This window comes from Shimia ponticola (genome assembly GCF_007995215.1).
Classification (GTDB): domain Bacteria; phylum Pseudomonadota; class Alphaproteobacteria; order Rhodobacterales; family Rhodobacteraceae; genus Shimia_B; species Shimia_B ponticola.
Genome location: NZ_VCDK01000003.1, coordinates 292,658 through 315,992, shown reverse-complemented (window position 1 = coordinate 315,992; position 23,335 = coordinate 292,658). Strand labels below are relative to the sequence as shown.

Below are 23,335 nucleotides of genomic sequence, written 5' to 3'. Positions count from 1 at the left end.
TGAGGGGTCCCATGGGTCACCGCCGTCTGACATCCGTTATCAATTGGATCTTCAGCGCCATCACTGGCGTCTGGATGTTCGTGCTAAGCATCTTTGGCTCGGTTTTCTCGGCTGCCACGCTGGGCGCGATGATGGTCGCGCTGTCGATTGGTGCCGTGTTCTATATTTATGGCCGTGACCTTCCGTCTTATGACGAACTCGCAAGCTATACCCCCAAGACGATCAGTCGGATTTATTCGGGTGAAGGGCGCATCATCGACGAGTTCGCGACTGAGCGTCGCTTGTTCGCCGAAGCCGAAGACATCCCACCTTTGGTAAAGGCAGCCTTTATCAGCGCCGAGGATAAGAACTTCTATGAACACGGGGGCTACGACCCGCGCGGTATGGCGGCGGCCTTTGTCGAAGCTGTTCGGTCTCGGGGCGAAGACCTGCGCGGGGCCTCGACGATCACCCAACAGGTGATGAAGAACTTCCTGCTCGACGGCTCCCGATCGGCAGAACGCAAAATCAAAGAGATCATTCTTGCGACACGGATCGAGGACTCCATGTCCAAGGACAAGATCCTTGAGCTTTATCTCAACGAGATCTTCCTGGGTCAGAACTCTTACGGCGTGGCGGCTGCGGCGCAGACATATTTCAACAAACCGTTGAGCCAACTGGCACCCGAGGAAGCGGCCTATTTGGCCGCCGTGCCCAAGGCACCGTCGCAGTACCATCCCGTCCGCCAGCGCGAGCGTGCCACAGCGCGTCGGGACTTTGTTCTCAAAGAGATGATGGAGAACGGGTACATCACGACTGCTGCATATGAGCAGGCCGTAAATACACCACTGCGCACCGTGCAATCCGGCGACTTTGAAAGCTTCAAGAGCGCCTTGCCGCCGCGCGATTACTTCACAGATGAAATCCGACGCCAGTTGACGCGCGACTTTGGCGAGGCGGAGTTTTTCTCCGGCGGGTATTCTGTGCGAGCAACCATTGACCCGCAAATGCAGGTCGAAGCGGCTGAGAGCCTGCGGCGTGGTTTGGAGTCTTATGATCGGGGGCAGGGCATCTGGCGCGGCACCGGCATCCGCCTTCCAGAAGACGTTTTGGCCACGGAAGAAAGCTGGCGCGACGCGCTGCGCAAGGTTAACATTTCCCGCGATATTCATCTTGAAAACAAATGGCATCCTGCTGTCGTGCTAGGCATCCAAGGCGGATCGGCACGTATCGGTATCGAAGACGTCGACGAAGACGCGGACGGTCATTTTATCCCGGCTAACGACGTAACTTGGGCGCGCAAGCTGCTTGATGACGGGTCGCTTGGACGCCGGGCCCAAGGCGCTGGCGACCTTTTCGAAGTAGGCGACGTGATCCATGTCCGCAAAATGACCAGCGACAGCGATGGATCATTTATCCGCTGGACCGCGCGTCAAATTCCGCAGGTTCAAGGCGGCTTTGTCGCAATGGATGTGAACAGTGGCCGTGTTCTGGCGATGCAAGGTGGCTTCAGCTACCAGCATTCGGTGTTCAACCGCGCGACACAGGCGCGCCGTCAGCCGGGTTCGTCGTTCAAACCTTTTGTTTACGCGGCTGCGTTGGACAGTGGCTATACTCCCGCGACGATCGTCATCGATGCCCCGATTGAGATCAACACACCGCAGGGCCTGTGGCGACCCAAGAACGCGTCGAACCGTTTCTATGGCCCGACGCCTGTGCGGACCGGGATTGAACAGTCTCGGAACCTGATGACCATCCGTTTGGCTGAAGAGGTCGGGATGGGGACCGTGGCAAACTATGCCGAGCGCTTTGGCGTCTATGACGACATGGGTGAATACCTTGCCGCGTCACTCGGTTCGGAAGAGACAACGCTTTATCGTATGGTGGCGGCTTATGCGATGTTTGCCAACGGCGGCGAACGGGTGGAGCCGACGCTGGTCGACCGAGTGCAGGACCGCTATGGCCGGACAGTCTTCCGCCATGACAAGCGCGTGTGCACCGATTGCGATGTGCCTGTGCTAGAGGCCGGTTATGCCCCGCGCATCGGGTCGAACCGCGAACGGGTCATGGACGCGATCACCGCCTATCAGCTGACGTCGATGATGAAGGGCGTCGTCGACCGTGGTACAGCGCGCAAGACCGTGGGTCTCACCGTGCCTGTAGCTGGCAAGACCGGGACAACCAACGATGCCAAGGATGTCTGGTTCGTTGGCTTTACCTCGAACATCGTCGCCGGCTGCTACATCGGCTTTGACGATCCTGCACCACTCGGGCAGGGCGCGGGCGGTGGGTCGATGTGTGGCCCGGTGTTCAATGAATTCATGAAACAGGCCACCGCCAAATATGGTGGCGGTGAGTTCGAAGTGCCGCCGGGCGGCGTGTTCATCAATATTGACCGCAACACAGGTGCGCGGCTGAGCGATGGTGCCACCGGCGAAAATGTCGTGGCAGAGTATTTCCGCGAAGGCGAAGAGCCGCTCTTTGGCGTGGCGTTTGACGGCGGTTTTGCGATGTCCTCGGACCTTCAGCTTTATGGGGCTGAAGAAGAGACCAAGGAAATCACCACATCGGATGGTCAGACCGTCACAGTGGCTCCGAAAGCGTCCTTTGGATCTCTTTCGTCTGGCGGACTTTACTGACGCCCGGTGCGTGAGATCACGCACCCTACACTGGCCCGCCACACATCGCGACCGGGCCATCTTGTGAAGGTTGCCTGACCCCGCTATCTCTGCGGTCCAAGCCGGAGGCAAAGATGCGCGCAGAAATTCAAAGTGTTGTAGAGGCAGTCGAAAAATCGCTGGAGCTGCTGGCCCAGCGGATGGACCTTGAGACCGCGCCGCACCGGATGGAAGAATTCAACGCGATGATCGAAGATCCCAATCTGTGGGACGATCAGGCGCGCGCGCAAAAGCTGATGCGCGACCGTCAGGCGCTGCAAGATAAGCTGGATACCTACACTTCGATCAAAACCGATCTGTCGGACAATCTGGAGCTGATCGAACTGGGCGAGATGGAAGATGACGCCGAGGTCGTCAAGGATGCCGAAGAGGCCCTGTTCGCGCTGAAGGAAAAGGCGGCAGAGAAAGAGCTCGAGGCGTTGCTGGATGGTGAAGCCGACGGCAATGACACATTCCTTGAAATCAACTCAGGTGCGGGCGGGACAGAGTCCTGTGACTGGGCGTCCATGCTGGCGCGGATGTATGTCCGCTGGGCGGAAAAGAAGGGATACAAGGTCGAACTACAGTCCGAAAGCGCCGGCGAAGAAGCCGGGATCAAATCTGCGGCTTATAAGATCAGCGGACCAAATGCCTATGGCTGGCTGAAATCGGAAAGCGGCGTGCACAGGCTTGTACGTATCTCGCCCTATGACTCCGCGGCAAAGCGGCATACGTCCTTCAGCTCGGTCTGGGTCTATCCCGTTGTCGACGACAATATCGAGATTGAGGTGAACCCGGCGGATATCCGGATTGATACGTACAGGTCTTCGGGCGCGGGCGGTCAGCACGTGAACACGACAGACTCGGCCGTGCGGATCACCCACGCGCCCACCGGGATCGTTGTGACAAGCTCGGAAAAGTCACAGCACCAGAACCGCGATATCGCTATGAAGGCGCTGAAATCGCGGCTCTATCAGTTGGAGTTGGACAAGCGGAACGCAGCCATCAACGAAGCTCACGAGAACAAGGGTGATGCCGGTTGGGGCAACCAGATCAGGTCCTACGTTCTGCAGCCTTATCAGATGGTCAAAGACCTGCGCACATCGCATGAGACGTCAGACACCAAGGGCGTGTTGGACGGCGATCTGGACGGATTTATGGCCGCCACACTGGCCATGGACGTCGCTGGCAAGAGCCGGGCAGAAGCCACTGCCGAAGACTGATCCGGCGCTACGCCTTTGGCACGCGCCGGATGTGAGTATTTTTAAAACATAGAAGGGGTCAGGTCGCGCGCTTGATCAAGAGTCCGGTGGCTGAGGCGCAGGCTGCAATTCCTGCCGCGACATAGCAAATCTGCTGAAACGCGCGCGTCATGGCAGAGATGTGAAGTGGATCCGCGTAATCCGCGCCAAAGCTGAGCGTGCCGCCAGCGCCGAGGTAAAAGCCTGTGATGATGGCACCCGCAGCTGCAACCCCGACCAAACCCGCCATACGGCTGACAGCGTTGTTGACGCCAGAGGCCACGCCGCTTTGCGCATCATCGATGCTGGTCATCACTGCGGTTGATAGGGGCGCCACGACAAAAGCCATTCCCAGACCTGCGAAACACATGGCCGGAAAGACACCGCCCCAATAGTTTTGTGCCGGTGTAACAAACGCGACAGCTGCGTAAGAGCCCGCAACGATGGCAGCGCCCGTTGCAATCAGAGGCCCGGGACCGATGCGGTCGGCCAGACGTCCGACGCGACCTGAAAGCAGCGACATGAAGACAGACAGTGGCGCAAAGGCCGCCGAGGCTTCAATCGGTGTCACGTCCCATGCGGTGATCAACGTCATTGGCAAGAAGAAGAACAGGATCGACAAAGCGGCATAGAGCAGAAAGGTCGCTGCATTGGCCGCCGAGAAGGCCGGAATGGCAAAGAGTGAAAGTGGCATCATCGGCTGATTGCTACGCGCTTCGACCCAGAGGAAAGCCAGGAATGTCGCCGCACCAGTGAAAAGCGGCAAGGTTCCGTCATGCCCTTCTTGCAACCGTGTTAGCCCATAGGCCAAAAGGCCAAGCGACGCTGTGGCCAAGACAATCCCCGGCAGATCGACGCGCGTCTGCGCCTTGGTCGGGTCGGCCTCGACCGCGCGCCACAGGAGCCAGACAGCAAATGCGCCCAAGGGTAGGTTGATGGCGAAGATGGCGCGCCATGCCTCTTCTCCGCCAAAGGTCAGGGCAAGTCCGCCGATGATCGGGCCAAGCGCCGTCGTCAACGCCGAGGCCCCGGCCCAGATGCCGATGGCCCGCCCGCGGTCTTCCTTTGGGTACGCACGGCTGATGATGGCAAGCGACCCGGGCACCATGAGCGCGGCTCCGATGCCTTGGAGGGCGCGGGCCACGATCATCATTGGGGGCGTCACCGACGCCGCGCAGACAATCGAGGCCAGGACAAAGACCGAAATCCCAAGCGTGAAGATACGGGCCAACCCGAACCGGTCGCCAAGTGCCCCACCAGCCAGGATCAGGGCGGCGAGAAACAGCATGTAGGCATTGTGAAACCACTGCGCCTGCGGCAGCGAGGCCGAGAGGCTGTCGCGCATGGAAGGCAAGGCGATGGTCACGACCGTGCTGTCTATGAAGCCAAGCGCAGAGGCGAGGATCGCTGCGATAAGGATCAGGCGACGCCGCTCAGGCGCGCATAGGGCCGGTCGGGACGAAAAAGGCGCCGCAGGATGATCCTGCGACGCCTTTGAAGAAAGTGCCATGTCGACAGCTTAACTTTCAGCCGCCGCAGCCGGTTTGGTGGCTGCCTTGGGCGCGGGTTTGCCCGAGGTTGCCAGTGGATCGTCCTGACGCTGAACCGAGCCTTCGAAATGGGCGCCGGACTCAATGGCGATGGTTTTGTGGATGATGTCGCCTTCGACGCGGGCAGTCGATGTCAGACGCACTTTCAGGCCACGCACGCGACCGATGATGCGGCCGTTCACGACAACATCGTCGGCCATGCATTCGCCTTTGATGGTGGCGCCTTCGCCAACAGTCAGCAGGTGCGCACGGATGTCACCTTCGACGGTGCCTTCGACCTGAATGTCGCCCGTGGTGCGCAGGTTGCCCTGAACGTGCAAGTCCGATGAAAGGATGGATGCCGGCGGCTTTGCCTTTGGCGTCGCCGCGGGCGCCGAAGAGGCGGAGCTTTTGAATTCTGGTGCCGCAGCGGCGGGGCGCTCGGCTTTGCTCGTGTCGGTGGATGCCGAGCCGGGTTCGTTGATTTTGCTTTTAGAGAACATCTTGTGCAGCCTTGATGTAGATCATGGGGTCAACAGGTTTGCCGCCGACCCGGATTTCATAGTGTAGATGAGGTCCAGTGGAACGGCCACTGTTACCGAGGTCTCCGATATGTTGTCCACGCGAAACGCGCTGTCCGACGCGGACCCGAATCTTGGATAGGTGTGCATACCGCGTTTCGATCCCGAATTCGTGCTGAATCTTGATCAAACGTCCGTAACCGGATGACCAGCCAGCATGCACAACAACACCGTCAGCCGTCGCCTTAATGTCGGTGCCGATCGGACCCGCCCAGTCTGTGCCGTAATGCATACGGCCCCAACGCGGGCCAAAGCCCGATGTCTTGCGCACTGACGCTGGATTCACCGGAAGCACAAAGGGCGTGAGCTGTGCCGCGATGCGGTAAAGGTTCATCTCATCGAGATCGCCGAGAATGCCGTTCACGCGCGCGGCATCCGGGTTGGCACGACCGCCTTTGGTCGAGATGGTCAACGGTGTCAGAGGTCCACCTTGACCGGAATATCCCCGACGCACCTGTTCAATGAGGCTGTCGGTGTTCAGACCCGCGCGGCGGAACATCTTGTCCAGAGGTTCGACCGAAATATTCATGGCCTCTTCCAGACGGCGGAAGATTTCGTCGTTGCGGGCCTCAAGCAGGCGCAATTCGGTTTCCATTTCGGCGGCGTAATCCAGTGCAACGCTCGCGTTTTGCGCGGTCGTGTCACGCTCGACGGCTGTGTCAGCCAGTGCGTCCGAAAGGAACGCCAATGTCGATTCAACTTCTGCGGCGCGGTTAGCTTCTGGCGCAGCGCCACCGTTTTCCTCAAGCGTTGCCAGAAGGGCAGAGTGTTCATTCAGCGCCGTCTCACGCTCGCGCAACGCGGTGGCCAGTTTCACCTGCATCGCGTCAATCCCGCGCTCCAGTTCGCGGCGGCGTTCCTCCGAAGCGAGAAGCTCGGACTGCATTTGCGAAATCTGTTCAAGCGCCGTGTTGAATCGGCCTTGGGCGGCAACGGCTTCGGCGGCGCGGGCGTCACGCTGAACGGCAAGGCTGTTCAAACGCTCTTCGTAGACGGCCTGTTCGCGTTTGGCTTGTTCGCGGAAGTTGCCGGCCCCGATGCTATCCATCAAGAGGATGGCAGTGGCCACGATGGCCCATGCGACGATGCCCGCAGATCCGACCCAACCGATCAGTTGTGTTTCAGGGGCCAGACGGACAAATCGCGTTTCGGTATCGGTGCGTAGAAACAGCCGCTTTTCCGGTAATTTCCGTTCAAGTGCGACATGCAGCTTATGCACAATACGCTTCATTCACTTTGCCCCGCTTCAGCCACGCAGTTCGTTGGTTCGCGGCTCTTCCCCAAAAGCCTCCGCGCTTGTACCGGGCGGGTTACAGGCTCGCAACAAATTTGAAGACAGTTTGCGGCAGGATTGTGGCAATTTCCTTGGATTCTGGCGGGTTACCGCCGATTTCCGGCGTCTTTGCAGATGCCGTTTCGGACGGGCGGGGTCTTGCGTTGAAGGTGAGGCAGCGTTTGCCAAGGAGCGCATCAGATCATGCCCGATAGAAAAGACCGGCTGGGCCACAGCCAAACGCAGCCATTTCCGTTCGACCGCGCAATCTCTCACGAAGGGATCACGCATAGCATTTTTGCCAAGGGACCCGTCGACAAAACAGGCCATGTCAGCAGCGCGCGGGGCGTTGTTTTGTTGCATGAACTGCCTGGCATGACGCCTGAATTCTGGCGGCTGGCGCATTGGTTGGCTGAGCGATTTATCGTCTGGTGTCCCGATCTTTATGGCACGGGTCAGCGGCCGCTTGCGCCCGTCGGTGGTGTAAAGGGGGCAGCACGGTTGTGCATCAGCCGCGAGATGGGGGCGCTCAGGGCCAACCGGTCCGGTCCGATCACGACTTGGCTGCGGCATCTGGGTCAGGTGCTGCATTCCGAGGTCGGCGGGCCGGGCATCGGAGTTGTGGGCATGTGCATGAGCGGCGGTTTTGCCATTTCGATGGCGCTTGACCCTTGGGTGACGGCACCGGTGGCAAGCCAGCCAAGTCTGCCATTGTCGCTCCATCGCAATCAGCACGGTGATCTTCAACTGACGGATCAGGAACGTACAGCGCTCTCAGCGTCCGAGACGGATGTCATGACATTGCGGTTTGCGGGGGACCGGGTCTGCCGGAATGCACGGATCGAGGCCATTCAGGCGGTGTTTGGCCCCGCGCGGGTCGATGATCATGAATTGAGGGATAAGGATCGTAACCCCAACGGCCCGATGCGGTTTCCACATTCATGTTTGACGGCTGATTTGGTCGACAAACAGGGCAGCCCGACGAGGGGAAAGGTCAATGACGTGATCCGGTTTTTGTCAGATCGGCTTGCCTAAACGACACCCCAGAGGATCAGGTCAAGCCAGGGCGCGGCGGGATTTGATCTGCCAACGGCCAGTAGAAATCCGGCGCAATGCCAGCCTCTGCGCGCTTTTCCTCGTTGAATGGAGCCTTGAGATTGCCGTGAAAGTATTTCCGGACCAGAGCGTGGAAAAGCGGTTTTGGGTCTTCGCCTTGCGCTCCACACAGGTAGTGGAACCATTTGGACCCGTAGGCCACATGGCTGACCTCTTCGGCGTAGATCACCTCAAGCGCGGCAACGGCGTCATCGGCTTTCGCGCGTTTGAAGATGTCGATCATGCCCGGTGTGACGTCCAGCCCGCGGGCTTCAAGGACCATTGGGACTACGGCCAGACGGCCCATGATGTCGTCTGCTGTGTCCTCTGCAGCGCGCCACATGCCGGCATGGGCAGGCAGGTCTCCGTAAAAGCTTTCCATCGCTTCAAGGCAATCTGATACCAGATTGAAATGCTTGCTTTCTTCGTCTGCGGCACGGACCCAGTCGTCATAAAACCCTACAGGCATTTGAATATGACCAAAGCGGGCGATGATGTCCCAGTGCAGGTCCACGGCATTAAGCTCTATATGCGCAACCGCGTGCAACAAGGCTTTGCGGCCCTCGGGACTGCCCGGCCTGCGTCGCGGCACGTCGCGCGGATCAAGGAGTTCCGGTTTTGCGGGGCGGGAAGGGCGCAACGGCGGGGTCGCGGTTCCAACCGGAATGTCGTTGCCGTCCTTTCGGGCTGCAAACCAAGTTGCCGCGTGTTTGCGCGAGAGCTCTGTCTTGGCGCGACCATCGGCTGTGGTCAGAACCTCGGTAGCCATTTGTGTCAAAGTCTGGGTCATGGCCCCGCTATCCAAGGCGCGAGGTCCCGGGTCAAGCCCGGGACGCATTGGCTAGATGGCTTGCGTGGCCTCAAGCACCTTTTCGGCGTGGCCCGGCACTTTCACCTTGCGCCAGATCTGCGCGATTTTGCCGTCACCGTCGATCAGATACGTGGCGCGTTCGATGCCCATGTATTTCTTGCCATACATGTTCTTTTCGACCCAGACGCCGTATTGCTCGCACACGTCGCTGTCCTCGTCAGAGACAAGCGCGACCTTCAGCTCATGTTTGGCGATGAACTTATCGTGCTTGGACACCGGGTCCTTGCTGACGCCTATGATGGTGGTGTTGGCATCCGCGAAGGCCTGAAGATGATCTGTGAATGCGATGGCTTCCTTGGTGCAGCCGGGTGTGTCATCCTTGGGATAAAAGTACAGCACAACCTTTCCCGGCCGTTGCGCTGACAATGTCATTGTTTCGCCGCCATCACGTGGCAGTGTAAAGTCCGGAGCGGTATCGCCAATCTCAAGCAAGGAGACCTCCTAAATTCTGGTGGTGAACAAGGTTTTAGGACAGGCGAGAGGAAGTTAAAGTGCGTTTCGGGAAGTTGCACAATTCTATCCGGCAGGAGACCCAGCCAGCGTGACAGAGCAGGCCGACAGTCATGTGACCAAAGAGTTGCGCCCGCCGCACCGCCCAAAGCGGATGCGTTGGGTGTTGGTCGCTTTGTTTGCGGTGTTGGCCGCTGGCGTCTTTGGCGGGGCCAAATACCTGCAGGCCAAGCCGATGAACGCGGGTCTGTGGATCACGGACAAAGTCATTGAACGTGTGAACCTGCTTTTGCCACAAGGACGGATCACGTTTCGCAAGATCGAAGTCGGGCTGAGCGACCGGTTTCGACCGCAAATCTATTTGTCGGATGTGGCGCTTTTTGACGCCAACAATGTACCTCTCGCAGACCTGAAGCGGCTTCAGGGTGATATTGCCTTGAACCCGCTTTTGCGCGGCGATGTCGATCTGCGTCGGCTCCAGATGGTTGGTGCGGTCTTGCGGCTGGATCGGCGCGCAGATGGCAGCTTTGATTTGGGCTTTGGTGAAGGCAGCGTGGATCAATCAGTGTCGCTGGCCACGCTGATGTCCGATATCGACCGCTTTCTGGATCGCGACGCCGTCTCACGGATCGAGGATATCAGCGTTCAGTCGGTGACGGTGAATTACACCGATGCCATGAGCGGACAGATTTGGACCGGCGATGGCGGATCCATGCGCTTGGTTCAGGATGAAGAGAGCCTGCTGATTACGTCCGAAGTCGCGCTTTTGACCGGGCGGCAGGATTTGGCGGCGCTGTCCTTGACGCTTGAACGCGACCGGGCAACCGGGGCTGTCGACATGGCGGCCATCATCGAAGACGCGGCTGCGGCCGATATCGCAAGCCAAGCTGCCGCCCTTTCATTTCTGGGTGTGGTGGACGCGTCGCTGTCTGGCTCGCTTCAGGTGACGGTATCTGCCGAAGGCCTCGGCCCCTTGTTTGCCAGCCTTGAGTTGAGCGAGGGGGTGTTGCAACCGACCTTGCGCACCAGACCTGTGCCGTTCTCGGATGCGCGTTTGAACCTAAGCTTTGATCCCAACCAGCAAAGGCTTTCTTTCGAAGAGGTTCTGATCGACAGCGGTTGGGGCAGGGTACGTGCGGCGGGCAGCGCGCTTTTCACAGCCTACAATGGCGCGGTGCCCGAAGAGATCATCGGACAGTTTCAGGTCACCGAACTGACCGCCAACCCAGCCGATGTCTTTGAGGAGGCCCGATCAATAGACGCGGGCGATTTTGACTTTCGGCTCCGTCTTGATCCGTTCACGGTTGAGATCGGGCAGGCCCTGATCCGTGACGGAGATAGTCTTGGCGTGCTCACAGGTCTGATCGCCGGGCGCAGCGATGGTTGGGATGTCTCGCTTGATGCGCGTGTCGATACGCTTTCGCCAGAGCGCCTGTTTGCCTTTTGGCCCGAAGCCGCGACACCGGGGGTGCGCCGTTGGCTGTCGAACAATATCCTCGACGCCACATTCACAGACATCACAGCGGTGCTGCGTGCCCGCGCGGGCGGCAGTTTTGAACTGGGCCTGACGCATTTCTACGAGGATGCGACCGTGCGTGTGATGCCGAACCTGCCACCGGTGGAACAGGCGCGCGGGGCGGTGCAACTGGCCAAGAACACAGCCGTGGTGCTGATTGATCAGGGGCAGATGACGGCCCCCCAAGGAGGCACCGTCACGGCGCGCAACAGCCGGTTCGTCATTCCGGACCTCCGCGTGAGACCTGGGCAGGCCCAACTGACGCTGAATACCAGCGGCCCAATCCCGGCCACCCTGTCCATCCTTGATCAGCGCCCGTTTCAGTTTTTGACCAAGGCCAATCAGCCCGTGACCTTGGCTGACGGCACGGCTGAGGTTTCTGCCGTGGTGTCATTCCCGGTCAAAGGGAACATTCAGGGCAACGAAGTCGGGTTTGATGTGAAGGGCACCTTGCAGGATGTTCAATCGACCACCCTTATCGAGAACCGGGTCTTTGCGGCAGATAGCCTGAACCTGAGCGTTGATCGCAGTGGGATCGAGATCGGCGGGCTTGGAATCTTGGATGGCGTGGCATTTGAAGGCGCTTGGCGGCAGCCTTTTGGGACCCCGGGTGTCGGATCACAGGTGGTGGGTGAGGTCGAATTGACGCCTGCTGCGCTGGACGCTTTTGCCATCAATCTGCCACCCGGCAGCGTTGAAGGGGTTGGGACAGGTGATCTGACCGTATCGCTTCCGCCCGGGCAACCGCCTGAATTCGATCTGATCTCAGATCTTGCTGGAATTGCCGTGTCCGTGCCGCAGGTGGGCTGGCGAAAATCGCCCGACACACGGGGCGCATTGCGTGTTTCTGGGACGTTGGGCAGATCGCCCGGTGTCGACCGTATCGAGCTTTCCGGGCCAGGCCTATCGGCCACGGGTGCCCTGAGATTGGGCGACGGCGGCGCGTTTCAGGGCGTTGACCTTGCGCGTTTGACCGTTGGTGATTGGTTTGATGGGCCTGTTACCTTGGAGAACCGGGGCGCTGGCGCAAGTCCGGCTGTCTTGCTGGGCGGCGGGAGCCTTGATCTTCGCAATGCAGAGTTCGGAGGCGGCGCGGCAGCAGACGGCGATGGCGGGCCTATTGACGTCCGCCTTGATCAAGTGCGCATCACAAGCGGTATTGTCCTGCGAAATGTGCGCGCCAATCTGAGAACTGCAGGGGGGCTGACAGGCAATTTCGAGGGTTTGATCAATGGCGGCGCGCGCATCACCGGGCGGTTGGAACCGGGCACGCACGGGCCAACGGTCCGTCTGCAAGGGGACGACGCTGGCGCCATCATCCGCGACGCCGGATTTGTGCAAAACGTGCGCGGCGGAGCCTTGCAAATGACGCTCACTCCGCGCGCGGGTGAAGGGCAATATGACGGTCGCATCGAAATGCAGTCGATCCGCGTCAAGAACCTGCCGATCATGGCGGAAATGATCGACGCAATCAGCGTTGTGGGACTTCTGCGCCAACTGGACGGAAATGGGCTTGCTTTCTCGACCACCGAGGCCACCTTCCGGCTAACTCCCGAGCAGATCATCGTCAGTCAAAGCAGCGCGGTAGGTCCATCCTTGGGAGTCTCTTTGGACGGCATTTATGCATTGGGATCAAATAGGTTGGACTTCCAGGGTGTTATCTCTCCCCTTTACCTGTTGAACGGGATCGGCTCGATATTCACGCGTCGGGGCGAAGGCTTGATTGGGTTCAACTTCAACCTGCGCGGCACCCCTGATCAGCCTGACGTCGCGGTCAACCCATTCTCGGTCTTGACGCCTGCCATGTTCAGAGAGATTTTCCGCCGTCCTCCGCCCAAGCTGGGCCAATAACTGACGCAGGTCTCATGAAACTGTCAGACTTCGATTTTGATTTGCCTGAACGGCTGATTGCGACGCGCCCTGCGCGCCCGCGATCGTCTGCGCGCCTGTTGGTGTCCCACCAAAACGCCATACGCGACGCAGTTGTCCGCGACCTTGCTGATCATCTCTATCCGGGCGACAGGCTGATCTTTAACGATACCAAGGTGATCCCTGCGCGCCTGTTTGGCACGCGCACACGCAACAGCGCTCAAGGCGTCGTCGAAGCCAAGATCGAGGTCACGTTGCTGTCGCCAGAGGCCGATGGCTGTTGGATGGCCTTGGTCAAACCTTTGCGCAAATGGGCCGAAGGGGAGATCGTGGTTTTCTCCGATACCCTGCGTGCGACCCTCATCGAAAAGGCGGACGGGCAGGCGCGCTTGCGCTTTGATGCAGAAGGCGACTTTGACGCGGCTTTGGAACAGGCGGGGCAAATGCCTCTGCCTCCCTATATCGCCGCCAAGCGCCCGGCGGATGAACAAGACAAAGACGACTATCAACCGATCTTTGCCCGCGAGCAGGGGGCCGTGGCGGCGCCGACAGCGTCGCTTCACTTTGACGACGGCGTTATGGCAAGCCTTGAACGGCGCGGCGTGGATCATTCCTTTGTCACGCTGCATGTCGGGGCAGGGACGTTTCTTCCGGTCAAGGTCGATGACATCCGCGATCACAAGATGCACGCCGAATGGGGCAGCGTGAGCGAAGAGACCGCTGATCTGATTGCAGAGACCAAAGCGCGCGGAGATCGGGTTGTCCCGGTTGGCACGACGGCGCTGCGTTTGCTGGAAACGGCGGCGCGTGGTGGCCAGACACGCGCCTGGGAAGGTGACACAGATATCTTCATCACGCCCGGGTTTGAGTTTCACGCAGCCGATGGTCTGATGACCAATTTCCACTTACCAAAATCGACGCTGATGATGCTGGTCGCCGCATTTGTGGGCAAAGACCGAACTGATGCGATATACGAACATGCAATCGCACAGAACTATCGGTTCTTTAGCTATGGTGATGCCTCGCTTCTGTGGCCGAATTTGGCATCGTGATCCGAAAACGACTGTGCGGCGTCGTGGCGCGCTAGATTGCGCGCGGCGGCAGGCGTAAGCGGCGGCCAAACAGGCAGCAAAGGATCGTGCCATGTTACAGGTTCTCAACTCCGCATGGGCGCTGTTGCTTGGAATGATGCTGCTCATGGTTGGCAACGGCCTTCAGGGGACCCTTTTGGGTGTTCGTGGCGAAATCGAAGGGTTCTCGACGCTTCAGATGTCGGTCGTGATGTCGGCCTATTTCGCTGGCTTTCTCGTGTCGTCCCGCATGACACCAGAATTGATCCGACGCGTCGGGCACATCCGGGTCTTTGCCGCGCTGGGGTCGCTGGTCTCTGCCACGCTGATTACCTTTCCCGTGCTGACCGACCCTATTTCTTGGACGTTGGGCCGTGTCGTCATCGGGTTTTGTTTCTGCGGTCTCTATGTGACTGCCGAAAGCTGGCTCAACAACGCGACCACGACCGAAAACCGGGGCAAGGCCCTGTCGATGTACATGATCGTCCAGATGTCGGGTGTTGTGGCAGCACAGGGGCTTTTGGTTCTGGGCGATCCGTCTGGTTATATCCTGTTCGTGATCCCGTCGATCCTCGTCAGCCTCGCCTTTACGCCGATCCTGCTGAGTGTGTCGCCCACGCCGCCGTTCGACAGCACCAAGCCGATGTCTTTGAAAGAGCTTTATCGCACCTCGCCTCTGGGCTGTGTGGGCATGTTTTTGCTGGGCGGTGTCTTTTCGGCCCAATTCGGGATGGCAGCCGTTTTTGCGACGCAGATCGGGCTGAGTGTCGGTGAAATCTCGACGTTTATTGCGACGATCTACGTGGGCGCCCTGGTCCTGCAGTTTCCTATCGGCTTTGTTTCAGACCGGATTGATCGCCGTATCCTGATCCTTGCCTGTGCGGCGATCGGGGGCGCTGCGGCGCTGTATTATTTCCTGTTCGGGGGCTCGTTCTACACGCTCTTGGTCGTCGGCTTTATTGTGGGTGGAACTTCGAACCCGCTTTATGCCCTGCTCTTGGCCTACACCAATGATTACATCGAATACGAAGACATGCCTGCCGCTTCTGGCGGTCTGCTGTTCATCAATGGTGTGGGCGCCATCGCTGGCCCGCTGATCACAGGCTACGTGATGGGGGCATTGGGGCCGAACGGCTTCTTTCTCTTCATCGCATCCCTGATGCTTGGACTTGCAGCCTATGCCATGTTCCGGATGACTCAGCGGGCGCCAGCATTTGCCGATGACGACTATGAGGCGACCACCTATGCGCCCATCCTGCCAACCGCATCGCCGGTTGCGCTGGAGGTCGCGCAAGAGGTCTATATCGAAACCGATCAGGAAATCGCCGAAGAGGTGGGTGCGTCAGGATAACATACTTGCGTTTCGGGCGCTTAACGCGCAATGATTCTCGTGGGGGCTATTGGCGTTAAGAGGGAACTACCATGATCACGCCTGACGACGTTTTGACATTCTGGCTTGATGAGATCGGCCAAAAGGGTTGGTACGCTGGCGGCGAGGCGCTGGATGCGTTGTGCCGCGAACGGTTTGAAGATGCTTGGACGGCAGCGATGGAGGGGTCTTACGCTCTTTGGCTGACATATCCGTCTGGGACACTGGCTTACCTGATCCTGATGGACCAGCTTCCCCGCAACATGTTTCGCGGAAGCGGCAAGGCGTTTTCGTCAGATCGCTACGCCCGTGCCGCAGCCAAGGTCGCGATTGACCGGGGGTGGGACATGAAGATTGACGAACCTGCGCGGCAGTTCTTTTACCTGCCTCTTATGCATTCCGAAAACCTGTGCGACCAAGAGCGGGCTGTGCGCCTGATTTTGACGCGCATGCCAGAGAGCGGGGAAAGCAATCTGTTGCACGCCAAGGCGCATCGCGAAGTCATTCGTCAGTTTGGCCGCTTTCCAACACGCAACGACGCGCTTGAGCGTCGCTCGACGCCGCCGGAACAGACATTTGTCAAATCCAATGGCTATCGCGAGATGCTGGAAGCCGTCGCTGGCTAGGCTAGCTCCACCATTCCAACCAGCGCTATCAGGCGCACACACGCCCGGTGCAACGCCATGCATCGGGCACAACGCTGTTATGTGACGTAATGGCAGTTTGTCACGTTGTTCGCCCTGAAAGAATAGTTTAACGTTAAACAAATTCTTTCATCGACCTTAAATTGGGGGCGGAAATGGCGGCACAAACCTTTGACATGATCGTAATCGGCGCAGGTCCGGGCGGCTATGTGAGCGCAATTCGCGGCGCACAGCTTGGTCTCAAGGTGGCCATTGTCGAGCGCGAGCACATGGGTGGCATCTGCCTGAACTGGGGCTGTATCCCGACCAAGGCGATGCTGCGCTCGTCCGAAGTTTTCCACCTGATGCACCGCGCCAAGGAATTCGGCCTGAGCGCAAAGGGCATTGACTACGACCTCGACGCAGTTGTCTCGCGCTCGCGAGCGGTGGCCAAGCAGTTGAATGGCGGGGTCGGGCATCTTCTGAAAAAGAACAAGGTCACCGCCATCATGGGCGAGGCCACGATCACCGGAAAAGGCAAGGTCAGCGTCAAGACCGAAAAGGGCACCGAGGAGCTGACCGCCAAGAACATCGTTCTGGCCACCGGCGCGCGCGCCCGCGAGTTGCCCGGACTTGAGGCCGACGGCGAACGCGTCTGGACCTATAAGGCGGCGCTCACTCCGAAATACATGCCAAAAAAGCTTCTTGTCATTGGCTCGGGCGCGATCGGCATTGAATTTGCCAGCTTCTACAACACCTTGGGCGCGGAAACGACCGTGGTCGAGGTTATGGACCGCATCCTGCCCGTCGAGGACGAAGAAATCAGCGCCTTCGCGAAGAAGTCGTTTGAAAAGCAGGGCATGAAGATCCTGCAAAAGGCTATGGTCAAGAAACTTGATCGCGCCAAGGATAAGGTCACCGCGCACATTGAGGTGAACGGTAAAGTCGAAAAAATGGACGTTGATACCGTCATCTCGGCCGTTGGGATCGTGGGCAATGTCGAAAACCTAGGCCTTGAGGCGCTCGGTGTGAAAATCGACCGCACGCATGTTGTGACCGACGAATACTGCCGCACGGGTGTGGAGGGGCTTTACGCCATCGGCGACATCGCTGGCGCACCTTGGCTGGCACACAAAGCCAGCCATGAAGGCGTGATGGTCGCCGAATTGATCGCTGGCAAGAACAACGTCCACCCGATCAAACCCGAAAGCATCGCAGGTTGCACCTATTGTCATCCACAGGTCGCAAGCGTCGGTCTGACCGAAGCCAAGGCGAAAGAGAGCGGGCGCGAGATCAAGGTTGGTCGCTTCCCGTTCATCGGCAACGGCAAAGCGATCGCATTGGGTGAACCCGAGGGCATGGTGAAAACCGTGTTCGATGCGAAAACCGGCGAATTGCTGGGCGCGCATATGGTCGGCGCCGAGGTGACCGAGATGATCCAAGGTTATGTCGTGGGGCAAAAGCTGGAAACCACGGAGGAAGACCTGATGGAAACCGTGTTCCCGCACCCGACTCTGTCTGAGATGATGCACGAAAGTGTTTTGGACGCGTGGGATCGCGCTATTCACTTCTAGGTCAAGCTCAGCCATCGTGCCCCAAAAGATGAGGCTTCGATGGCAGACATACCCACACGCAACATGCTCGCCCAGTTGACACACCAGTTGCTGGGCGATGCATCAAGCCCGGGCGAACAGCTTGCCGCTGCGCAGGATTTGCACCGGGAACTCACCGACATCGTGTCACTGACGCCAATTTCGGCGACCGAGCGTCACGGCGACGATTTTCAGGAAACCAGAACCGAGGTTGGTGTGGCCATCGCCCCATATGAGGCAGCGATGTGCCTGCGAGAACACCTGCGCACACGCCAATTCGCCTTGGGAGTGAAACAGGCGCTGCAAGAGGCCAAAAGAAGGTTTCCGCAAGATCGCTTGCGCGTGCTCTATGCTGGGACCGGGCCTTTCGCGACCCTCGCCACGCTGCAATTACCGTATTTTGCAGCGGATGAGGTCGGGTTCACCTTTTTGGATATTCACGACACCTCAACACTGGCGAGCCAGACGCTTTATAACTCGCTGCATGCGCTGGATTATGTCGATGAATGGGTCACGGGCGATGCGGCCCGGTACGAACCGAGCACCGGCTTTCACGTCATCGTCACCGAGGTCCTGCAGCGGGCGCTGTTGCGGGAACCTCAGGTTCAGGTCACCCGGCACTTGTCTCGCCACCTGATAGAGGGCGGACTATTCGTACCTGAGGACATCCACCTTGATCTCACTGTGTGTGATCCGCGCGCGATCTTCTTAGCGGATGATGCCAAAGGAAACACAGATCCAACATCGCCGGAGCGTATCCAACTGGGAAGCGTGTTTCACCTATGCGGTGCCCAAGCATGGTCGTTGCCCGAAGAAGGCGGGCGCATACCGTTAGGTTTTATCACGATCCCAGAAGTTCCCGACGACGAGATGACGCTGAATATCTTCACGCGTATCCGGACCTTTGGCGATCTATGGCTGAACGAAAACGATTGCAGTCTGAACCTTGTGGCCACCGCTGATTTGCAGCCCCATATCAGATCAGGCGAAAGACTAAATGTGGCCTACCGAATTGCGGATGAGCCGGGTCTGGAGTTTGAACGTCCTCAGCCCACCAATGCGGCAGCACTCACCGCGACGGAAAGCCAGACAACTGAAATGAAAGCAAGAATATGAAGTTGGGTCATAATGGGCAGCCTTTTGCAGAGGCTGTCAGAATGGCAGGGGGCTTGGCATTCGCACAGTCAGGAATTCCCGCCCTTATGCGGCCGACACGTTGAAAGAGGCTGACCGCACCCAATGGGGCCTTGTCGCCATCTTGTTCATCTGCGGGCTCTTCGCAGCGCTTCAATTCATCAAAGTGTCTCTGGTCCTCGATGATCTGGTCGCGTTTTACGACCGGCGGATTGAGGTTATCGCGATCCTTGTATCGCTGGTTAGCTTTGTTGGAATTCTCCTTGGTGTTGTGGCGGGCGCGGTCGTTGCACGGTTGGGTGGGCGACGCGTGATCCTAGGCGCGTTGGGGCTTGGCGCATTGCTGAGCCTATCCGAAGCCCTATTGCCGCCATTTTGGCTTTTGTTCGTTCTCCGGCTGCTCGAAGGGGTATCGCATCTTGCCCTTGTGGTCGCGATCCCGCCCATCATGGCCGCGATTGCGACACCACGGGATCAGCCCATGGTGATGTCGATCTGGGCCATGTTCTTTGGCGTGGCATTTGCGGTTGGGTCTGTTGTCATTCCACCGATCATGACCACGGGTGGTCTATCGCTGCTGTTCGCCATGCATGGCACGGGGTTGGCGATCTTGGCGACAATCCTGTGGCCCCTGTTGCCTAACCGCGCGCCAGAGCCGCGCGAGATCACGTTTGTTCGGGCCCATGTCGAGATTTACAGCCAGCCGAACATCCGTGCGCCGGGGCTGATCTTTGTTTTCTATACGGTGCTTTTTGTCGCCGTGGTCACGTTTCTTCCTCCGGCGCTCGATTGTCCCGCCTTGGCAGGGATATTGCCTTTGGTTTCTTTGCTGGGAAACCTTACCGCAGGTGCCTTGGGGCGGCGATGGACGCCGGATTATGTAATGGTTTTGGGCTATCTTTGCCTGATCGGCGGGACAGTCGGCCTTGCCATCGGCCTGATCTGGCCGGCCTATGTGCTTTTTATCGGGATGGGCCTGGTGCCCGGGGCCTGTTTTGCGGCGATTCCGCGTTGGAATGCCTCCGACGGGGATCGCGCCTTGGCCACCGGAGCGATTGCTCAGCTTGGGAATGTCGGCACGGGATTGGGAACGCCGATCTTTGCCGTCGCGGTCAGTTTGGGCGCGCTGAACGGCCTTCTGACCCTGTTGGGCGCGATCTCGATAGCGGGGTTGTTGGTTGTGTTGACGTTGCGGCGCGGGATCAAGACGCCCGCATAGCGCCTGCGTGTTCATTAAATGTTCACCTTTTCGGGTTGGCGCGCCAGCGCCTGCGCCCTATGTTCTGCAAGTCAATTGGGGGTGCTCATGCCAGAACTGAAAAAGATCGAAGTCCGCGGCGCGCGCGAGCATAACCTCAAAGGGATCGACGTCGATATTCCGCGCGACGAATTGGTCGTGATCACGGGGCTGTCGGGATCGGGGAAATCCTCTTTGGCCTTCGACACGATCTACGCCGAAGGGCAGCGCCGCTATGTTGAATCGCTGTCGGCCTACGCGCGCCAGTTCCTTGATATGATGGAAAAACCTGATGTGGATCACATCAGCGGCCTCAGCCCGGCCATTTCGATCGAACAAAAAACAACGTCCAAAAACCCGCGTTCCACCGTGGGCACAGTGACCGAGATCTACGACTACATGCGCCTTTTGTTTGCGCGTGCAGGCACCCCGTATTCCCCTGCAACCGGTGAGCCGATTGAGGCCCAGCAGGTTCAGGACATGGTCGATATCGTCATGAAGATGGAAGAGGGCACGCGCGGTTATCTGCTTGCCCCGATCATCCGCGACCGCAAAGGCGAATATAGAAAAGAATTCCTCGACCTGCGGAAGCAAGGCTTTCAGCGCGTAAAGGTCGATGGTGAGTTTTACGAATTGGATGAGCCACCGACGCTGGACAAAAAGTATCGCCATGACATCGACGTAGTGGTCGATCGGATTGTCGTGCGCGAGGGGCTGGAAACACGTCTGGCGGATTCGCTTCGCACCGCGCTGGATCTGGCCGATGGCATCGCGATTTTGGAAACCGCCCCGAAAGAGGGCGATCCAGAGCGGACAACATTCTCGGAAAACTTTGCTTGCCCGGTTAGCGGATTCACCATTCCGGAAATCGAACCGCGCCTGTTTTCGTTCAACGCACCTTTTGGAGCCTGTCCATCCTGTGACGGTCTTGGGGTTGAGCTGTTCTTTGACGAACGCCTTGTCGTGCCGGACCAGAACATGAAGCTGGCAGATGGCGCGTTGGCGCCTTGGCGCAAAGGTAAAAGCCCGTATTTCCTTCAAACGATTGACGCCATCGCCGCGCATTATGAATTTGATAAAACCCTGCCTTGGAAAGACCTGCCAAAGCATGTGCAGCAGGTGTTTCTCTACGGATCGGGCGACGAAGAAATCCAGTTCCGCTATGACGAGGGCGGGCGCGTCTATCAGGTCAAGCGCACCTTCGAGGGTGTCGTGCCGAATATGGAGCGCCGCTATCGCGAGACCGACAGTTCGTGGATCCGTGAAGAATTTGAACGGTATCAGAACAACCGCCCGTGCGGCACCTGCGAAGGCTACCGTCTGCGGCCTGAGGCTTTGGCCGTCAAGATTGCCGGTAAGCATGTTGGTCAGATCGTCGAAATGTCGATCCGCGAAGCCGCGGATTGGTGTGCGAGCGTTCCTGATAGCCTGTCGGCCCAAAAGAACGAAATCGCGCGCGCGATTCTCAAGGAAATTCGCGAACGCCTTGGGTTTCTGAATAATGTGGGGTTGGAATACCTTACGCTGTCACGTTCAAGTGGTACGCTGTCTGGCGGTGAAAGCCAGAGGATCAGGCTGGCATCTCAGATCGGCTCTGGCCTCACAGGCGTTCTCTACGTGTTGGATGAGCCATCCATCGGCCTTCACCAAAGAGATAATGACCGCCTGCTAACCACCTTGAAAAACCTGAGAGATCAGGGAAACACCGTCATCGTCGTTGAACATGATGAGGAAGCAATTCGCGAAGCCGATTATGTCTATGACATTGGTCCGGGCGCGGGTGTTCATGGGGGACAAGTGGTGGCCCACGGTACCCCGCAGCAGATCATCGACAACCCCAACTCTGTGACCGGTGACTACCTCGCCGGCCGTCGCGAGATTGCGGTGCCTGCGACCCGCCGCAAGGGTAAGGGAAAAGGCAAATCCATCAAGGTTGTCAAAGCCTCAGGCAATAATCTTCAGAACGTGACCGCTGAATTTCCGCTTGGCAAATTTGTTTGTGTCACGGGTGTTTCCGGCGGTGGTAAGTCAACGCTGACGATCGAAACGCTGTTCAAAACCGCGTCTATGCGCCTGAACGGTGCCCGGCAGACGCCAGCGCCTTGCGAGACGATCAAGGGGTTGGAGCATCTGGACAAGGTCATCGACATTGACCAACGCCCTATCGGGCGAACTCCGCGTTCAAATCCAGCGACTTACACCGGGGCCTTCACTCCAATTCGCGATTGGTTCGCAGGGCTGCCAGAGGCAAAAACGCGTGGTTACAAACCAGGTCGTTTCAGTTTCAACGTCAAAGGCGGGCGGTGCGAGGCCTGCCAGGGCGATGGCGTCATCAAAATTGAGATGCACTTCCTTCCGGATGTCTACGTGACCTGCGAAACCTGCAATGGCGCGCGTTACAATCGCGAAACGTTGGAGGTTCTCTTCAAGGGTAAGAGCATCGCCGATGTCCTTGATATGACTGTGGAAGATGCTCAGGAGTTTTTCCAAGCCGTGCCATCCATCCGCGAAAAAATGGATGCTCTGATGCGTGTGGGTCTTGGGTATATCAAGGTGGGTCAACAGGCGACGACGCTGTCAGGCGGCGAAGCCCAACGAGTGAAGCTGGCCAAGGAGCTGTCCAAACGCTCGACCGGGCGGACACTGTACATTTTGGATGAGCCGACCACGGGTCTGCATTTTGAAGATGTGCGCAAACTTCTCGAAGTGCTGCATGAGCTGGTCGATCAGGGCAACACCGTGGTGGTGATCGAACACAACCTCGACGTCGTGAAGACCGCCGATTGGATCATTGATGTTGGTCCCGAGGGCGGGGATGGTGGCGGTACAATCGTGGGGACCGGAACGCCCGAGCAAGTGGCAGAGATCGAAGGTAGCCATACCGGCCATTACCTCAAACCCATGCTGAACCCGAAACGCAGCAACGCCAAGAAGGTAGCCGCCGAATAGGGATCACAGAAAGCAAAAGGCCCGCTGCGAAGCGGGCCTTTTCTATTGCGGACCTTTAGGTGGTTCAGTTGCCTGAACGGATCAGCCAGAGCAGCCCCAACCCGGCAAATGCCACGATGAAGATGCCGACAACAGTGGTTGTGGCCATGATAGGTCTCCTTGTTCAAACGTGCTGCGGCGACACGAGACCGAGCCTAACGGGAATCCCCAACAGGTCAATCGCGCAAGGGATCGGCGGATTTGTGCAAGGTATGGAAACCTGACCTCTGGGCGGTTGCAATGTAAAAGAGATTTACATAG

16 protein-coding genes are annotated in these 23,335 nt (G+C 58.5%); 11 read left to right on the top strand and 5 right to left on the bottom strand.

Annotation, left to right across the window (positions count from 1 at the left end; genetic code table 11):
* The first annotated feature begins 74 nt into the window (after positions 1 to 74).
* Both FE702_RS04935 and prfB read left to right on the top strand, forming a co-directional pair.
* A complete protein-coding gene (locus FE702_RS04935; protein ID WP_147126129.1) occupies positions 75 to 2,618 on the top strand; it encodes a penicillin-binding protein 1A in 2,544 nt (847 codons plus the stop codon).
* A gap of 113 nt (positions 2,619 to 2,731) precedes the next feature.
* Positions 2,732 to 3,859, top strand: coding sequence for a peptide chain release factor 2 (prfB, locus tag FE702_RS04930; protein WP_147125156.1), 1,128 nt, complete (start codon positions 2,732 to 2,734; stop codon positions 3,857 to 3,859).
* A gap of 58 nt (positions 3,860 to 3,917) precedes the next feature.
* Here the strand turns inward: prfB and FE702_RS04925 are convergent, their stop codons facing one another.
* Genes FE702_RS04925 through FE702_RS04915 form a run of 3 tightly spaced genes read right to left on the bottom strand, consistent with a single transcriptional unit; the run spans position 3,918 to position 7,218 of the window.
* Positions 3,918 to 5,387, bottom strand: coding sequence for an MFS transporter (locus tag FE702_RS04925; protein ID WP_147125155.1), 1,470 nt, complete (start codon positions 5,385 to 5,387; stop codon positions 3,918 to 3,920).
* Positions 5,388 to 5,396: 9 nt separating this feature from the next.
* Positions 5,397 to 5,909, bottom strand: a complete 513-nt coding sequence (locus tag FE702_RS04920; protein WP_147125154.1) for a bactofilin family protein — start codon at positions 5,907 to 5,909, stop codon at positions 5,397 to 5,399.
* Complete coding sequence (locus tag FE702_RS04915; RefSeq protein WP_147125153.1) at positions 5,899 to 7,218, bottom strand: M23 family metallopeptidase; 1,320 nt, start codon at positions 7,216 to 7,218, stop codon at positions 5,899 to 5,901. Before FE702_RS04915 ends, FE702_RS04920 begins: the two co-directional genes overlap by 11 nt.
* Positions 7,219 to 7,464: 246 nt before the next feature.
* On the opposite strand from FE702_RS04915, the gene FE702_RS04910 reads away from it, so the two are divergent.
* Entirely contained in the window at positions 7,465 to 8,295 is an 831-nt protein-coding gene (locus FE702_RS04910) for a dienelactone hydrolase family protein (RefSeq protein WP_147125152.1), read from the top strand.
* Between the two features lie 16 nt (positions 8,296 to 8,311).
* On the opposite strand, the gene FE702_RS04905 is transcribed toward FE702_RS04910, so the two are convergent.
* A complete protein-coding gene (locus FE702_RS04905) occupies positions 8,312 to 9,145 on the bottom strand; it encodes a ferritin-like domain-containing protein (RefSeq protein WP_147125151.1) in 834 nt (277 codons plus the stop codon).
* 51 nt (positions 9,146 to 9,196) lie between these two features.
* The gene (bcp, locus tag FE702_RS04900) at positions 9,197 to 9,658 is read right to left on the bottom strand and encodes a thioredoxin-dependent thiol peroxidase (RefSeq protein WP_147125150.1); all 462 of its coding nucleotides are present in this window, start codon (positions 9,656 to 9,658) and stop codon (positions 9,197 to 9,199) included.
* A gap of 109 nt (positions 9,659 to 9,767) precedes the next feature.
* Between bcp and FE702_RS04895 the strand changes: the two genes are divergently transcribed.
* The 8 genes from FE702_RS04895 to uvrA all read left to right on the top strand — a co-directional run bounded on the left by FE702_RS04895 (position 9,768) and on the right by uvrA (position 23,035).
* Positions 9,768 to 13,043, top strand: a complete 3,276-nt coding sequence (locus FE702_RS04895) for a DUF3971 domain-containing protein (protein WP_147125149.1) — start codon at positions 9,768 to 9,770, stop codon at positions 13,041 to 13,043.
* Between the two features lie 14 nt (positions 13,044 to 13,057).
* Positions 13,058 to 14,113 carry a tRNA preQ1(34) S-adenosylmethionine ribosyltransferase-isomerase QueA gene (gene queA / locus FE702_RS04890; protein WP_147125148.1) on the top strand — a complete coding sequence of 352 codons (1,056 nt, stop codon included), beginning with the start codon at positions 13,058 to 13,060 and terminating at the stop codon, positions 14,111 to 14,113.
* A gap of 91 nt (positions 14,114 to 14,204) precedes the next feature.
* Positions 14,205 to 15,482, top strand: coding sequence for an MFS transporter (locus FE702_RS04885; protein WP_147125147.1), 1,278 nt, complete (start codon positions 14,205 to 14,207; stop codon positions 15,480 to 15,482).
* Positions 15,483 to 15,553: 71 nt separating this feature from the next.
* On the top strand, positions 15,554 to 16,126 hold the full coding sequence (locus FE702_RS04880) for a DUF924 family protein (RefSeq protein WP_147125146.1): 573 nt from the start codon (positions 15,554 to 15,556) through the stop codon (positions 16,124 to 16,126).
* Positions 16,127 to 16,299: 173 nt separating this feature from the next.
* A complete protein-coding gene (gene lpdA, locus FE702_RS04875) occupies positions 16,300 to 17,697 on the top strand; it encodes a dihydrolipoyl dehydrogenase (protein ID WP_147125145.1) in 1,398 nt (465 codons plus the stop codon).
* A gap of 39 nt (positions 17,698 to 17,736) precedes the next feature.
* The gene (locus tag FE702_RS04870; protein WP_147125144.1) at positions 17,737 to 18,831 is read left to right on the top strand and encodes an SAM-dependent methyltransferase; all 1,095 of its coding nucleotides are present in this window, start codon (positions 17,737 to 17,739) and stop codon (positions 18,829 to 18,831) included.
* Between the two features lie 100 nt (positions 18,832 to 18,931).
* Positions 18,932 to 20,068, top strand: coding sequence for an MFS transporter (locus tag FE702_RS04865; protein WP_186826986.1), 1,137 nt, complete (start codon positions 18,932 to 18,934; stop codon positions 20,066 to 20,068).
* An 87-nt stretch (positions 20,069 to 20,155) separates the two neighbouring features.
* On the top strand, positions 20,156 to 23,035 hold the full coding sequence (gene uvrA / locus FE702_RS04860) for an excinuclease ABC subunit UvrA (RefSeq protein ID WP_147125142.1): 2,880 nt from the start codon (positions 20,156 to 20,158) through the stop codon (positions 23,033 to 23,035).
* Positions 23,036 to 23,335 lie beyond the last annotated feature (300 nt).

What these genes read in the sequence shown, in the direction of transcription:
- FE702_RS04880 (WP_147125146.1), top strand. Translation starts at nt 15,554, where the DNA reads ATGATCACGCCTGACGACGTTTTGACATTCTGGCTTGATGAGATCGGC.
- FE702_RS04885 (WP_147125147.1), top strand. Translation starts at nt 14,205, where the DNA reads ATGTTACAGGTTCTCAACTCCGCATGGGCGCTGTTGCTTGGAATGATG.
- queA (WP_147125148.1), top strand. Translation starts at nt 13,058, where the DNA reads ATGAAACTGTCAGACTTCGATTTTGATTTGCCTGAACGGCTGATTGCG.
- FE702_RS04905 (WP_147125151.1), bottom strand. Translation starts at nt 9,145, where the DNA reads ATGACCCAGACTTTGACACAAATGGCTACCGAGGTTCTGACCACAGCC.
- FE702_RS04910 (WP_147125152.1), top strand. Translation starts at nt 7,465, where the DNA reads ATGCCCGATAGAAAAGACCGGCTGGGCCACAGCCAAACGCAGCCATTT.
- FE702_RS04915 (WP_147125153.1), bottom strand. Translation starts at nt 7,218, where the DNA reads ATGAAGCGTATTGTGCATAAGCTGCATGTCGCACTTGAACGGAAATTA.
- prfB (WP_147125156.1), top strand. Translation starts at nt 2,732, where the DNA reads ATGCGCGCAGAAATTCAAAGTGTTGTAGAGGCAGTCGAAAAATCGCTG.
- FE702_RS04935 (WP_147126129.1), top strand. Translation starts at nt 75, where the DNA reads ATGTTCGTGCTAAGCATCTTTGGCTCGGTTTTCTCGGCTGCCACGCTG.
- FE702_RS04920 (WP_147125154.1), bottom strand. Translation starts at nt 5,909, where the DNA reads ATGTTCTCTAAAAGCAAAATCAACGAACCCGGCTCGGCATCCACCGAC.
- FE702_RS04925 (WP_147125155.1), bottom strand. Translation starts at nt 5,387, where the DNA reads ATGGCACTTTCTTCAAAGGCGTCGCAGGATCATCCTGCGGCGCCTTTT.
- FE702_RS04870 (WP_147125144.1), top strand. Translation starts at nt 17,737, where the DNA reads ATGGCAGACATACCCACACGCAACATGCTCGCCCAGTTGACACACCAG.
- uvrA (WP_147125142.1), top strand. Translation starts at nt 20,156, where the DNA reads ATGCCAGAACTGAAAAAGATCGAAGTCCGCGGCGCGCGCGAGCATAAC.
- lpdA (WP_147125145.1), top strand. Translation starts at nt 16,300, where the DNA reads ATGGCGGCACAAACCTTTGACATGATCGTAATCGGCGCAGGTCCGGGC.